This is a genomic window from Klebsiella sp. BDA134-6, assembly GCF_015601345.1.
GTDB classification, from domain to species: Bacteria; Pseudomonadota; Gammaproteobacteria; order Enterobacterales; family Enterobacteriaceae; genus Klebsiella; species Klebsiella grimontii.
The window spans coordinates 1,810,969-1,823,705 of sequence record NZ_CP064784.1 but is presented as its reverse complement, the minus strand read 5'-3'; the positions used below and the strand labels follow the sequence as shown (position 1 = coordinate 1,823,705).

The 12,737-nt window shown below is 55.9% G+C and carries 14 protein-coding genes; 8 read left to right on the top strand and 6 right to left on the bottom strand.

Going from position 1 to position 12,737, the window contains the following annotated elements; genetic code table 11:
• Positions 1 to 102 precede the first annotated feature (102 nt).
• Positions 103 to 426, top strand: coding sequence for a hypothetical protein (locus IYV58_RS08375; RefSeq protein ID WP_032742080.1), 324 nt, complete (start codon positions 103 to 105; stop codon positions 424 to 426).
• A 54-nt stretch (positions 427 to 480) separates the two neighbouring features.
• The gene (locus IYV58_RS08370; RefSeq protein ID WP_032742286.1) at positions 481 to 747 is read left to right on the top strand and encodes a biofilm development regulator YmgB/AriR family protein; all 267 of its coding nucleotides are present in this window, start codon (positions 481 to 483) and stop codon (positions 745 to 747) included.
• 232 nt (positions 748 to 979) lie between these two features.
• Here the strand turns inward: IYV58_RS08370 and IYV58_RS08365 are convergent, their stop codons facing one another.
• Entirely contained in the window at positions 980 to 2,449 is a 1,470-nt protein-coding gene (locus tag IYV58_RS08365; RefSeq protein ID WP_004130620.1) for a MocR-like pyridoxine biosynthesis transcription factor PdxR, read from the bottom strand.
• A gap of 134 nt (positions 2,450 to 2,583) precedes the next feature.
• Between IYV58_RS08365 and IYV58_RS08360 the strand changes: the two genes are divergently transcribed.
• Positions 2,584 to 3,060 carry a GNAT family N-acetyltransferase gene (locus tag IYV58_RS08360; protein ID WP_004130619.1) on the top strand — a complete coding sequence of 159 codons (477 nt, stop codon included), beginning with the start codon at positions 2,584 to 2,586 and terminating at the stop codon, positions 3,058 to 3,060.
• Positions 3,061 to 3,119: 59 nt separating this feature from the next.
• Here the strand turns inward: IYV58_RS08360 and pgl are convergent, their stop codons facing one another.
• Positions 3,120 to 4,115, bottom strand: coding sequence for a 6-phosphogluconolactonase (pgl, locus tag IYV58_RS08355; RefSeq protein WP_142444900.1), 996 nt, complete (start codon positions 4,113 to 4,115; stop codon positions 3,120 to 3,122).
• Positions 4,116 to 4,336: 221 nt separating this feature from the next.
• On the opposite strand from pgl, the gene IYV58_RS08350 reads away from it, so the two are divergent.
• Entirely contained in the window at positions 4,337 to 5,155 is an 819-nt protein-coding gene (locus IYV58_RS08350) for a pyridoxal phosphatase (protein WP_004130617.1), read from the top strand.
• On the opposite strand, the gene modC is transcribed toward IYV58_RS08350, so the two are convergent.
• The 4 genes from modC to IYV58_RS08330 form a co-directional block, all read right to left on the bottom strand.
• Positions 5,156 to 6,214: a molybdenum ABC transporter ATP-binding protein ModC gene (modC, locus tag IYV58_RS08345; protein ID WP_049115998.1), complete on the bottom strand. Its 1,059-nt coding sequence runs from the start codon at positions 6,212 to 6,214 to the stop codon at positions 5,156 to 5,158.
• A 2-nt stretch (positions 6,215 to 6,216) separates the two neighbouring features.
• Positions 6,217 to 6,906, bottom strand: a complete 690-nt coding sequence (gene modB, locus IYV58_RS08340) for a molybdate ABC transporter permease subunit (protein ID WP_004848997.1) — start codon at positions 6,904 to 6,906, stop codon at positions 6,217 to 6,219.
• The gene (gene modA / locus IYV58_RS08335; RefSeq protein WP_004130612.1) at positions 6,906 to 7,679 is read right to left on the bottom strand and encodes a molybdate ABC transporter substrate-binding protein; all 774 of its coding nucleotides are present in this window, start codon (positions 7,677 to 7,679) and stop codon (positions 6,906 to 6,908) included. Before modA ends, modB begins: the two co-directional genes overlap by 1 nt.
• 144 nt (positions 7,680 to 7,823) lie before the next feature.
• Entirely contained in the window at positions 7,824 to 7,973 is a 150-nt protein-coding gene (locus IYV58_RS08330; protein ID WP_004848993.1) for an AcrZ family multidrug efflux pump-associated protein, read from the bottom strand.
• Between the two features lie 153 nt (positions 7,974 to 8,126).
• Here IYV58_RS08330 and modE point away from each other — a divergent pair, with 153 nt between their 5' ends.
• From modE to galT, 4 genes are all read left to right on the top strand, one after another.
• Positions 8,127 to 8,915, top strand: coding sequence for a molybdenum-dependent transcriptional regulator (gene modE / locus IYV58_RS08325; RefSeq protein WP_195729523.1), 789 nt, complete (start codon positions 8,127 to 8,129; stop codon positions 8,913 to 8,915).
• A gap of 67 nt (positions 8,916 to 8,982) precedes the next feature.
• Entirely contained in the window at positions 8,983 to 10,458 is a 1,476-nt protein-coding gene (gene modF, locus IYV58_RS08320) for a molybdate ABC transporter ATP-binding protein ModF (RefSeq protein WP_049116000.1), read from the top strand.
• Positions 10,459 to 10,663: 205 nt separating this feature from the next.
• The gene (gene galE / locus IYV58_RS08315) at positions 10,664 to 11,680 is read left to right on the top strand and encodes a UDP-glucose 4-epimerase GalE (protein WP_004130603.1); all 1,017 of its coding nucleotides are present in this window, start codon (positions 10,664 to 10,666) and stop codon (positions 11,678 to 11,680) included.
• Positions 11,681 to 11,689: 9 nt separating this feature from the next.
• Positions 11,690 to 12,736, top strand: coding sequence for a galactose-1-phosphate uridylyltransferase (gene galT / locus IYV58_RS08310; protein ID WP_004130601.1), 1,047 nt, complete (start codon positions 11,690 to 11,692; stop codon positions 12,734 to 12,736).
• Position 12,737 lies beyond the last annotated feature (1 nt).

Genomic DNA, 12,737 nt, shown 5'->3' with positions numbered 1-12,737 from the left:
CTGGTGATTTGAGTCGTTACTGAATGAGGAAATATAAGGGATGGGCCAGAATCTGACACCGATTACCGGCTTGCGACTAAATTCCCAGTCATGGAGATGACGATGATCAGAGATACAGTTATGAACAACGATGATTATGATCCATTAATAGATTTACTGATTGGAGAAGCGGTCTTATCCCTACTCAAAAGTAAGGGACCTATAAGTCAACAAGCGCTGATCGATAAACTCCAGGCCATGCAGGCGGGAGAAGTCGATACAAAGCGGCGGAACACCCTTGGGCATATTATCGAGGAAATCAGTAATAGGGTATCTCGCCGTGGTAAGAAAATAACTCTGGGTACTTCAGACGCTAAAAATAATTGGGCAGAACAAACGACTTTATTAGGTTCTCCCTCGCGGCCTGGTACAAATAAAATTCACTGACCCTTCGCGGTCAATCGTTTAACTAACACAGTAGAGAATATGATGAGACAAACTATACATCAACAACCGGATATTTACGCTGGCCTGAACGATAACGCACTCTCTGAATATTTCCGCAATGCAGGCGATAGGCTGATTGATGAATCCGCGGTTATGTCGCTGGCTATTAGCAGTATTCTTGAGTCTGAGGGACATCTCAGCAACAAGGCAATTATTCTTTGGTTGATTACCGCTCTCGAGACCACCAGCGACGTGGTAACCGCGGACGTCATTCGCAAAACGCTGGAAATCGTCGTAAGCTATACAATGGATGATATCTAATTTATTAACCGCTCCGCATTAAACAGGGAAGTCGCATAACGCGAATCGAAGGATTATTTTTTACCAAAGCGGTGGGTATATGTTAAATCCTCGCGCGGTGTCATTTTTTTAAAACTCGCCACCTGACATCAGATGAATTATCTGGATGGGGCGAGTTTTAAATCAACATAAGTATGCTAGCCCGGTAATCAACGTTATTCATTCCGTGGAAAAGACCGCCGATATCACTGCGCTACAGCACCCCGGCCAGGCGGCGAACGCCGTCGAGCAGCACCTCTGGCGGATGGTTGGCAAAACCGAATAAAACCCCCTCGCGCGACATCGGCCGCTGGCAATATCGCGCAAAAGTCTGCACGCCTAAGCCGATCTGGCGCGCCTTAGCGACGACCTCTTTTGCTTTCAGACCATCTGCTAACCAGCAGACGATATGCACTCCCGAATCCGTTGGATGCACCCGCATACGCCCGGCAAAATAGCGTTCAATCGCCGCCTCCAGCGCGCTTTTTCGCTCAAAACAGGCTTTACGGATACGACGAACATGGCTGGCATAGTGTCCCTCGTGGATAAAACGCGCCAGAACGGCCTGTTCCAGATATCCGCTACAGAGATCGGTGTAATATTTCGTTATGGCGAACTGTTCGCGCAAATGCTCAGGGACCACTAAAAAACCCAGACGAAACTCGGGGTACATCATCTTAGAAAAGGTGCCGGAATAGATAACCCTCTGATGTTTATCTAACCCTTGCAATGCCTGTAAAGAGCGGGCGGCATAGCGGAATTCGCTGTTGTAATCATCTTCAAATATCCAGGCCCGATTGGCTTGCGCCCATTCCAGCAAAGCAAGCCTTCTTGGCAGGCTAAGGGTTCCACTGAGCGGGAATTGATGCGACGGCGCGGTATAGACCAGCTTAGCTTGCGGGTAATGGCGTATTCCATCCTGAATATCCATGCCTTCACCGTCAACGCGAACGGGCCGGACCATCGCTCCCCGGGCGGCGAATGCGCCGCGCGCGCCGTTATAGCCGGGATCATCGAGCCAGACTTCATCGCCCTTTTCCAGTAAAACCTGAGCGGCAATGGCCAGCGCCTGTTGAATACCATTGACAATAATAACCCGATCTTCATGGCAATTTACGCCGCGCGTGGCCTGAATATAGTGGCTAATCGCCTGTCGTAAAGGTAGATATCCATAAGCCGTGGCGTGCGCCCCCAACTCACGGCGCGATTGCCGCCAGACGCGCCCCAGCAGCCGCCCCCATAACGCATGCGGGAAGAGATCGGTACAGCCGATACCGACGGCAAAAACCTGACGCATTTCACCACTCCCTTCTCTTTCAGACCATGATGGCAACAATGCGGCAACGTCAGGATTAAGCGGGCCAACGGCGGCCATTGCCGTTTCCGGCTGTGGCGACGATTCATACTCGCTAATGACGCTATCCGGAATATGCTCGCAAACAAAGGTGCCCGCCCCCTTGCGCGTGACCAGATAGCCCTCATCCACCAGGCGGTCAAAACCGGCAATAACCGAGTTTCGCGAGATCGCCATCATCTCAGCCAGCGCCCGGCTGGAGGGGATCTTTGAACCCGCCGTTAAGCGCCCATCCAGAATCGCGTTACGCAGGGCGTGATACAGCTGATCTTTGATAACGCCGCGCGGGAGCAACAATTCCTGAAACAGCGGTGCAATAGGTTTTGGCATAGCGGTAATGGCGATCGGTAAGCTAAAAGTGGATCCTATGAATATACATAAAGTGTCACTTTTTAGGAACCATAAGAGCGCCTACCATAGCGGCATGTAAAGACCATCCCGGTTTATAAAAGTAAGGAACCGCCATGAATAGCCAAAATAGCGACATTAATCACGGGCAAATCACCCTCCTCCCCGCAGCTGATAACGACTTTGCCCAGTGGCTGCCGCTGTGGAAAAGCTACCAGACGTTTTATCGCGTCGACATTCCGGAGGAGGTGACGCGCCTAACCTGGAGTCGGTTTTTAAATCCGGTCGAACCGATGTTTTGCGCCGTAGCAAAACGTGAGGGGAAGATAGTTGGATTCGTTCATTATCTCTTCCACCGCTCCACCTGGGCCGAAAGCGACTATTGCTATCTGGAAGATTTATTCGTTGATCCGGACGTCCGGGGTCAGCATATCGGTAAACAATTAATTGAGTATGTTCAACGGCAGGCGCGAAAACGCCACTCCGCCAGCCTGTACTGGCATACGCATGAGACCAACCTTCGGGGCCAGCGTCTGTATAACTGGGTTGCGGAAAAAAGCGGCATGATTGAGTATCGTATGCGGGTGAAGTAGCCCTTTCGTCAGGCGTAAAAAAACCTCGCCGCGGCGAGGTTTTTGTCAAACACGCCGGCTTAGTAAGCGTTTACCACCACCCACATTGGGCCCTGGCCTACGGCATAGCGCCCTTTTTCCTGGAGCAGCCCCTGCTCGCCTTCGATTTCATACACCGCGATATGATGGGACTTCTGACCGGCAGCGATCAGATATTTGCCGCTATGATCGAGGTTAAAGCCGCGTGGCTGGGTCTCGGTATTCTGATAACCTTCGATGGACAGCACGCTGCCGTCTTCCGAGACGCTGAAGATGGTGATAATGCTGGCGGTACGATCGCAGGCGTAGAGGTGACGGCCATCCGGGGTCAGATGGATATCCGCCGCCCAGCGCACGCCGGCAAAATCAGGCGGCATGATGTCCAGGGTCTGCACGCACTCGATTTTGCCGTGCGGATCTTTCAGCTCCCAGACGTCAACGGAGCTATTCAGTTCGTTTATGCAGTAGCCGTATTGCTGATTCGGATGGAACACCATATGACGCGGGCCTGCGCCTTCAACGGTGGTCACTTCAGCCGGCTCCTGCTCTGCGAGGAAACCGTCGTCGCTCAGGGTAAACAGGCAGATACGATCCTGCTTCAGCGCCGGTACCCATAGGGTGCGATTATTCGGAGAGATATTTGCCGAGTGGCAGCCTTCCAGACCTTCAACCACCGCCACCGCTTCTCGCGGCAGGCCGTCCACCAGCGGCGTAACGCTCACGCAGCCCGCGTTATAGGAAGCGCTGAACACAAAACGCCCCTGATGATCGGTAGAAATATGCGTTGGGCTACCCGACAGCGGAGCTTCGCCAGCGAAAGTCAGGGCGCCATTATCGGGCGCAATGCGGTAGGCCAGTACGCGAAACTCCGGACGCACGCCGACGTAGAGAAACTCTTTGTTCGGGCTCACCACCATCGGCTGTACCTGGCCCGGGGCATCAACAACCTGCACCAGGGTCAGTTTCCCCTCAAGATCCAGATCCCAGACGTGAATCTGCTGGCTTTCCGGGCTGGCGGTATAAACGGTTTGTTTCATGAATACTCCTTCCTCACTGCACGTGGAAATTTCATTTTTCAGATTAATGGCACCCTGAAAAATACAATATGCATACACCATGCTATTCAGGTTGCCTCCTCGCAGCCTGAAAGATCAAGTGTATCGGCTCTTTAGCGGTAGATGCTGAAAAGTTTGCCCGAATGGCGCAGCGGTGTACCATCATAGCCTGCTAACTTTTCATCATTAACCGGAAACAACACATGACCTCACGCGTGATTGCCCTGGACTTAGACGGCACCCTACTCACCGGCAAAAAAACCATTCTCCCCGCCTCACTCGACGCGCTGGCACGCGCCAAAGACGCGGGATATCAAATCATCGTCGTCACCGGTCGACATCACGTCGCTATCCATCCTTTTTATCAGGCGCTGGCTCTGGATACACCTGCAATTTGCTGTAATGGCACTTATTTGTATGATTATCATGCAAAAAAGGTTCTGGAGTCCGATCCTATGCCGGTTGACAAAGCCCTGAGCCTGACGGAAATGCTGAACGAGCACGCGATTCACGGCCTGATGTACGTCGATGACGCCATGCTTTATGAGCAGCCGACCGGGCACGTGATTCGCACCGCCAACTGGGCGCAGTCGCTGCCCGTCGAGCAGCGTCCGGTGTTCACTCAGGTCGATTCTCTGGCGCAGGCGGCCCGTGAAGTCAAGGCCGTGTGGAAATTCGCCCTGACTGATGAAGACACCGCAAAACTGCAGCGCTTTGCCCAACATGTTGGCCAGACGCTGGGTCTGGAGTGCGAATGGTCGTGGCACGATCAGGTGGATATTGCCCGGGAAGGCAATAGCAAAGGTAAACGCCTGGCCCAGTGGGTCGCGTCGCAGGGGCTGTCGATGCAGGATGTTATCGCTTTCGGCGACAACTATAACGACCTCAGTATGCTGGAAGCCGCCGGTATCGGCGTGGCGATGGGCAACGCGGTGGAGGACGTCAAAGCGCGCGCCAACGTCGTGATCGGCGAAAACGAGACCACCAGCATCGCCGACTACATCTATCGCCACCTGTTGTAATCAGGCGGCTATCGACACGCTTTTTATCTGCGCATACAGCCGCTGGCCTGGGACAACCCCCAGCTCATCGCGAGCCCAGGGGCTGATGCGCGCCCATAGCGTACGGCCGCTAATCTCCAGCCTGACCTCAACCTGGCCATGGCTTTCAATACACTGCATGACCTGCGCGGGCAAAATGTTGCGGATACTGGTTTGCTGAGCGGGCTGCAGCACCAAAGAAACGTCCGAGGCCTGAATGCGGATCCGCGCGCTTTCGCCCTGCGGCCTGTCGAGCCGGTTGACCCATATCTGCCGATCGCCCAGCGCCAGCGCGGTCATGGCATACCGCGGATGCTGAGCGGCGACGGTTACGTTCAGGATAGTGCTTTGCTGATCCTGGGGAAGCCAGGGATGCATTACGCTGCTGCTCCACACCTCTTCCAGGCAACCAAAGGCTTTGACTTTCCCCGCTTCCAGCACCAGGACGTTATCCGCCAAATGCTGAATCTCATCCAGAGAGTGGCTGACGTACAGCATCGGGATATTGATTTCGCGCGCCAGACGCTGCAGATAGGGCAATAGTTCACGCTTGCGCGGGATATCCAGCGACGCCAGCGGCTCATCCAGAAGCAGCAGTTCCGGGGCGGTAAGCAGCGCCCGGCCAATCGCCACCCGCTGTTTTTCTCCGCCGGAGAGACCGCCCGGCAGGCGGTCAAGCAGGGGCGCAATGCCGAGCAGCGCCACCAGCTTGTCAAACTGCGCCGCCATATTCTTCGCCATGCCATATTGCAGATTGCCGCGCACCTTATAATGCGGGAACAGGCGAGCGTCCTGAAAAACGTAGCCAATGCGGCGTTTTTCAGGCGCCAGGCAGATACGTTTTTCAACATCATTGAGCACTCTGCCGTTAAGAACGATGCGCCCCTGCTGCGGGCGCGTCAGGCCGCTAATGGCGTTAATCAGCGAGGTTTTACCCGCGCCTGAAACGCCGAAAACCGCGGTGATGCCGCTGGCGGGAAGCGTCTCGCGAATTTGCAGGCGGTGGGTGCCCAACGTCTGGCTAAAATCGAGTTCGAGCATGATTATTTCCCCATCCGCTGACGGCTAAGGCGGGCCAGCCATTCGGAAATCAGCAGCGATACCAGCGCCAGCGCAATCGAAATCAGGCATAAACGCGCGGCCGCGCCTTCCCCACCGGGAGTCTGAATCAGGGTATACATTGCCGAAGGAATCGTGCGCGTTTCGCCTGGAATGTTGGAGACAAAAGTGATGGTGGCGCCAAACTCGCCCAAAGAACGGGCGAAGGCCAGCACGGTGCCGACGATAATACCGGGTAGCGTCAACGGTAGCGTAATAGTGAAAAATACCCGCCAGCGCCCAGCGCCCAGGGTACGCGCCGCCTGCTCAAGTTTGATGTCGACCCCTTCCAGCGCAAGACGAATGGCACGCACCATCAACGGAAAGGACATCACCGCCGCCGCCAGTACCGCGCCGCGCCAGCTAAACGCAAAGCTCAGACCAAACCAGTCATACAGCCAACTGCCGATAAAACCCCGTCTTCCCATCGCGATCAGCAAGAGATACCCCACCACCACCGGCGGTAATACCAGCGGCAGGTGGAGGATGCTATCGAGCAGCGCTTTACCGGGAAAATCCCGGCGAACCAGCAGCCAGGAAAAAAAGATGCCAAAAGGCAAGCTCAGTACCACCGCCAGGGAGGAGACTTTCAGGCTCAGCAGTACCGCCTGCCATTCAGGATCGCTTAAGAACATTAGTGGGTAGTAAATCCGTAACGTTTAAAGATGGCGGAAGCTTCCGGCCCTTTTAGATAGTCATAAAACGCGCTGACCGCGGCATTTTTATGCCCGTCGACGATTGCCAGAGGATATTCAACTTTCTTATGCGAATCTTCCGGGAAGGTACCGACAACTTTTACGCCCTTGCTGGCGACCGCATCAGAGCCGTACACGATCCCCAACGGCGCTTCGCTGCGCTCAACCAGGGCCAGCGCGCCGCGCACGTCTTCCGCAGGAGCCAGCTTCGGCGACAGCGTCTCCCAGGCCCCCAGTTTTTGCAACGCTTCTTTCGCATAGATGCCGGCTGGCACGTGCGCCGGGTCGCCAACGGCCAGACGACCGCCTTTCAGCAGGCTGGTCCAGTCGGTTTTATCATTAATGCTGATATCGCCCTGAGCGCTGGCCTTCGGCGCCACGACCACCAGGCTGTTGCCGAGCAGCGTCGCGCGGGATGCGGTATCAATGCTTTTTTTCTCCACCGCGTAATCCATCCATTTCTGGTCGGCGGAGATAAACAGATCCGCCGGCGCGCCCGCTTCAATCTGTCGCGCCAGGGTCGATGAAGACGCAAACGAAGAGACAACCTCGACGTTCTTCTCTTTCTTATACTCTTTAGCGATATCCTGCATGGCGTTGGTGAGCGATGCCGCGGCAAAAACCGTCACCTTGCCCTCTTCCGCCAGCGCGTGGCCCGCAACGGAAAGCGTTAACGTTGCTCCAGCAATAAAGCGAAACCATTGACCTGTCATCAGAAACTCCCGTCGGTTCGTTATGTAGAAGACAATATAACGATAGCGCTAAGATTTTCCCAGCGAAAATTAGGGGTAATCAGTAACGGCTCAATTGAGGGGGGACAGATAAAAACGCCCGGGAGAACCGGGCGCGGGGGAAAATCAGTGGTTTTGCGGTCTGCTGTCTTTATGACCGGCTCCAGAGAAGAGGTTAAACACTTCGCCCAGCCCATAAATCAGCCCCAGGATGACCGCCATTACCACAGGGACCATGACTACGGCAAAAACCAGACTTTTCAATAGCTCTAACATGGTTGGCTCCAGAAAGTACGAATAGTTTATTGTAACTAATTCAGCCGGAAAAACACGCCCCATTTGTGCGGTGCCTCACTGGACACCGTGAGAGATGCACCTTGCAAGATGACCGCTATCGGTCACAATACTCTTTTTCATCAGGATATGATTATGCAGGCTGAAATCCTTCTTACCCTCAAATTACAGCAGCGCCTGTTTGCCGATCCCCGCCGTATCGCCCTGCTGAAACAGATTGACCAGACCGGCTCGATTAGCCAGGGGGCAAAAAACGCGGGCATCAGCTATAAAAGCGCATGGGATGCGATAAATGAGATGAATCAGCTCAGCGAGCAGACCCTGGTTGACCGTGTGACCGGCGGCAAAGGCGGCGGCGGCGCGGTCCTCACCCGCTACGGGCAGCGGCTGATTCAGCTTTACGACTTGCTGGCGCAGATTCAGCAGAAAGCGTTCGATGTCCTGAGCGATGATGATGCCCTTCCCCTCGACAGCCTGCTGGCCGCTATTTCGCGATTCTCTCTACAGACCAGCGCGCGCAACCAGTGGTTCGGCACTATTACCGGCCGCGACCATCAGCAGGTCCAGCAGCACGTTGAAGTCCTGCTGGCCGATGGGCAAACCCGCTTTAAAGTCGCCATTACCGCCCAAAGCGCCGATCGTCTGGGCCTTGCGGAAGGCCAGGAAGTATTAGTGCTGCTCAAAGCGCCGTGGGTCGGCATGACCCAGGATGCAGCCCTGGCGAAACAGGCGGACAACCAGCTGGCCGGACGTATCACCCACATCGAACGCGGGGCGGAGCAGTGCGAAGTGCTCATGGCGCTCCCGGATGGGCAGAGCCTTTGCGCCACCCTGCCGCTGGAACAGACGCGCGATCTGGCGGAAGGGGCGCAGGCGATAGCATATTTTAACGCCGATCGCATCATTCTTGCCACGTTGTGCTAACGCCATTGACATTGCGCTCGCGAAGACGTATCCCTGAAGTACATCGCTGCAAAAAGTGGGATACACAATGTCATTGTTGCAAATTTCGCAAGGCACGTTTCGTCTTAGCGATACCAAAACGTTAAATATTGAACACCTCAGCGTGCGGGCTGGCGAGAGCTGGGCTTTCGTCGGCAGCAACGGTAGCGGGAAGTCGGCGCTTGCGCGGGCGCTATCCGGCGAGTTGACCCTGCTAAGCGGGCAGCGCGAGTGCACCTTCTCGCGCATCACCCGTCTCTCTTTTGAGCAGCTGCAAAAGCTGGTCAGTGATGAGTGGCAACGTAACAACACCGATCTGCTCAGCCCAGGAGAAGAAGATACCGGGCGCACGACGGCGGAAATTATCCAGGATGAGTTTAAAGACCCCTTCCGCTGCGCTCGCCTTGCTGAACAGTTTGCGATTAGCCACCTGCTCGAGCGCCGCTTTAAATACCTCTCTACCGGTGAAACGCGCAAGACCTTGCTGTGCCAGGCGCTGATGGGCGATCCCGACCTGCTTATCCTCGATGAGCCGTTCGACGGCCTCGATGTCGCCTCGCGCCAGCAGCTCGCCGAGATGTTGGCCACGCTGAACGAAGAAGGTATCGCCCTTGTTCTGGTGCTCAATCGTTTCGACGAGATCCCGGCGTTCGTGCAGTATGCCGGGGTACTGGCGGACTGCGTGCTGAGCGAAACCGGCGAAAAGCAGACCCTGCTACAGCAAGCGCTGATTGCCCAGCTCGCGCATAGCGAAAAGCTTGACGGCATGACGCTGCCGGAACCCGACGCCCCGGCTGCGCGCCTTGCGCTGGACAGCAAAGCGCCGCTCATCGTGCTGAACGACGGTCTGGTTTCATACAACGACCGCCCGATCATCAATCGCCTCAGTTGGACGGTCAATCCCGGCGAACACTGGCAGATCGTCGGCCCCAACGGCGCCGGTAAATCGACGCTGCTCAGCCTGATCGCCGGCGACCATCCCCAGGGATACAGTAACGATCTGACCCTGTTCGGCCGCCGCCGCGGCAGCGGTGAAACCATCTGGGATATCAAAAAACATATTGGTTACGTCAGCAGCAGCCTGCACCTTGAATACCGCGTCAGCACCAACGTGCGTAACGTGATTCTCTCGGGCTACTTCGACTCGATTGGCATCTACCAGGCCGTTTCCGATAAGCAGCACAAGCTGGTGCAAAACTGGCTGGATATTCTGGGTATCGACAAACGCACCGCCGACGCGCCGTTCCACAGCCTCTCCTGGGGGCAGCAGAGGCTGGCGCTGATCGTCCGCGCCCTGGTCAAACACCCGACCCTGCTGATTCTCGATGAACCGCTGCAGGGGCTCGACCCGCTCAACCGTCAGCTGGTGCGTCGCTTTGTCGATGTGCTGATTAGCGAAGGGGCGACGCAGTTGCTGTTTGTCTCCCACCACGCCGAAGACGCCCCGGACTGCATTACCCACCGTCTGGCCTTTGTGAGGAGTGGAGACGGTTACACTTACCAGCAGGGGCCGCTGCAAATTTAAGCCTGTACAGGGGTCTGCGGATCCCTGATTTTTTCAGAATAATAGCTATCACTCACACCATCACCCTGTTTTTACAATGAAAAAACCAAAACGGCCGGATTGAAAGTTTTAGTGTAAACGATTCCACCAATTTGGCCTGTGTCACACTTTTGGCTTCTTTGGTATGCTATCTTCTTCTCACACGATAAGCCTATTGGAGCGAATCATGAAAGTACTGGTTACAGGTGGTAGCGGTTACATTGGAAGTCACACCTGCGTTCAACTGCTATTGCAGGGACACGAAGTGATTATTCTCGACAATCTCTGCAACAGTAAACGCAGCGTATTGCCGATCATTGAACGTCTCGGCGGGAAAAGCGCCACCTTTGTCGAAGGCGACATTCGTAATGAAGCGCTGATGACGGAAATTCTTCACGATCACGCTATTGAAGCGGTGATCCATTTCGCCGGCCTGAAAGCCGTCGGCGAATCCGTCGCCAAGCCGCTGGAATACTACGACAACAACGTAACCGGCACACTGAAACTCGTTTCCGCCATGCGCGCCGCGGGCGTAAAAAACTTTATTTTCAGCTCCTCCGCCACCGTGTATGGCGACCAGCCAAAAATCCCTTATGTCGAAAGCTTCCCGACCGGGACTCCGCAGAGCCCGTACGGTAAAAGCAAGCTGATGGTCGAGCAGATCCTGACTGACCTGCAAAAAGCGCAGCCGGACTGGAGCATCGCGCTGCTGCGCTACTTCAACCCGGTCGGCGCGCATCCGTCGGGCGATATGGGTGAAGATCCGCAGGGCATCCCGAACAACCTGATGCCGTATATCGCGCAGGTCGCAGTCGGCCGTCGTGAATCGCTGGCGGTATTCGGCAACGACTACCCAACCGAAGATGGCACCGGCGTGCGCGACTACATTCACGTCATGGACCTGGCCGACGGCCACGTCGCGGCGATGGAAAAACTGGCTGATAAAGCCGGCGTGCATATCTATAACCTTGGCGCAGGCGTCGGCAGCAGCGTGCTCGACGTGGTCAACGCTTTTAGCAAAGCCTGCGGCAAACCGATTAACTACCACTTCGCGCCGCGCCGCGAAGGCGACCTCCCGGCCTACTGGGCGGACGCTGAAAAGGCCGATCGCGAGCTGAACTGGCGCGTGACGCGCAACCTTGACGAAATGGCGCAGGATACCTGGCACTGGCAGTCCCGTCATCCGCAGGGTTATCCAGACTAAGGAACCTTCATGAGCGTATTTAACCCCGTCGACCATCCACATCGTCGTTATAACCCGTTAACCGGGCAGTGGATTCTGGTTTCTCCACATCGCGCCAAGCGCCCCTGGCAAGGGGCGCAGGAAACGCCGGCAAAACAGAGTTTGCCCGCGCACGATCCGGACTGTTTCCTGTGCCCGGGTAATACCCGCGTCACTGGCGACAAAAACCCGAACTACACCGGTACGTTTGTTTTTACCAATGACTTTGCGGCTTTGATGACCGATACCCCAGACGCCCCGGAAAGCGACGACCCGCTGATGCGCTGTCAGAGCGCCCGCGGCACCAGCCGGGTCATCTGCTTCTCGCCAGATCACAGCAAAACGCTGCCAGAACTGAGCGTTGAGGCGCTGGAAGGCGTGGTTAAAACGTGGCAGGAGCAGACCGCCGATCTTGGAAAAACCTACCCGTGGGTGCAGGTTTTTGAAAATAAAGGCGCGGCGATGGGCTGCTCCAACCCGCACCCGCATGGCCAGGTGTGGGCAAACAGCTTTCTGCCTAACGAGGCGGAACGCGAAGATCGTCTGCAAAAAGCGTACTTCACCGAGCACGGCGCGCCGATGCTGGTGGATTACGCCCAGCGCGAATTAGCCGACGGTAGCCGCACCGTCGTCGAGACCGAACACTGGCTCGCGGTGGTCCCTTACTGGGCAGCGTGGCCCTTTGAGACGCTGCTGCTGCCGAAAGCGCACGTACAGCGCCTGACTGATTTAACCGACGACCAGCGCAGCGACCTCGCGCTGGCGCTGAAAAAGCTGACCAGCCGTTACGACAACCTGTTCCAGTGCTCATTCCCCTACTCGATGGGCTGGCACGGCGCGCCGTTTAACGATGAAGAGAATAATCACTGGCAGCTGCACGCGCATTTTTATCCGCCGCTGCTGCGCTCCGCGACGGTGCGCAAATTTATGGTCGGCTATGAAATGCTGGCCGAAACCCAGCGTGACCTGACGGCCGAGCAGGCTGCCGAACGTCTGCGCGCTGTGAGCGACGTCCATTTTCGCGAATCCGGAGTATAAC

Coding starts and splice junctions, on each gene's coding strand:
- IYV58_RS08375 (WP_032742080.1), top strand. CDS start 103: ATGATCAGAGATACAGTTATGAACAACGATGATTATGATCCATTAATA.
- IYV58_RS08365 (WP_004130620.1), bottom strand. CDS start 2,449: ATGCCAAAACCTATTGCACCGCTGTTTCAGGAATTGTTGCTCCCGCGC.
- IYV58_RS08360 (WP_004130619.1), top strand. CDS start 2,584: ATGAATAGCCAAAATAGCGACATTAATCACGGGCAAATCACCCTCCTC.
- pgl (WP_142444900.1), bottom strand. CDS start 4,115: ATGAAACAAACCGTTTATACCGCCAGCCCGGAAAGCCAGCAGATTCAC.
- IYV58_RS08350 (WP_004130617.1), top strand. CDS start 4,337: ATGACCTCACGCGTGATTGCCCTGGACTTAGACGGCACCCTACTCACC.
- modC (WP_049115998.1), bottom strand. CDS start 6,214: ATGCTCGAACTCGATTTTAGCCAGACGTTGGGCACCCACCGCCTGCAA.
- modB (WP_004848997.1), bottom strand. CDS start 6,906: ATGTTCTTAAGCGATCCTGAATGGCAGGCGGTACTGCTGAGCCTGAAA.
- modA (WP_004130612.1), bottom strand. CDS start 7,679: ATGACAGGTCAATGGTTTCGCTTTATTGCTGGAGCAACGTTAACGCTT.
- IYV58_RS08330 (WP_004848993.1), bottom strand. CDS start 7,973: ATGTTAGAGCTATTGAAAAGTCTGGTTTTTGCCGTAGTCATGGTCCCT.
- modE (WP_195729523.1), top strand. CDS start 8,127: ATGCAGGCTGAAATCCTTCTTACCCTCAAATTACAGCAGCGCCTGTTT.
- modF (WP_049116000.1), top strand. CDS start 8,983: ATGTCATTGTTGCAAATTTCGCAAGGCACGTTTCGTCTTAGCGATACC.
- galE (WP_004130603.1), top strand. CDS start 10,664: ATGAAAGTACTGGTTACAGGTGGTAGCGGTTACATTGGAAGTCACACC.
- galT (WP_004130601.1), top strand. CDS start 11,690: ATGAGCGTATTTAACCCCGTCGACCATCCACATCGTCGTTATAACCCG.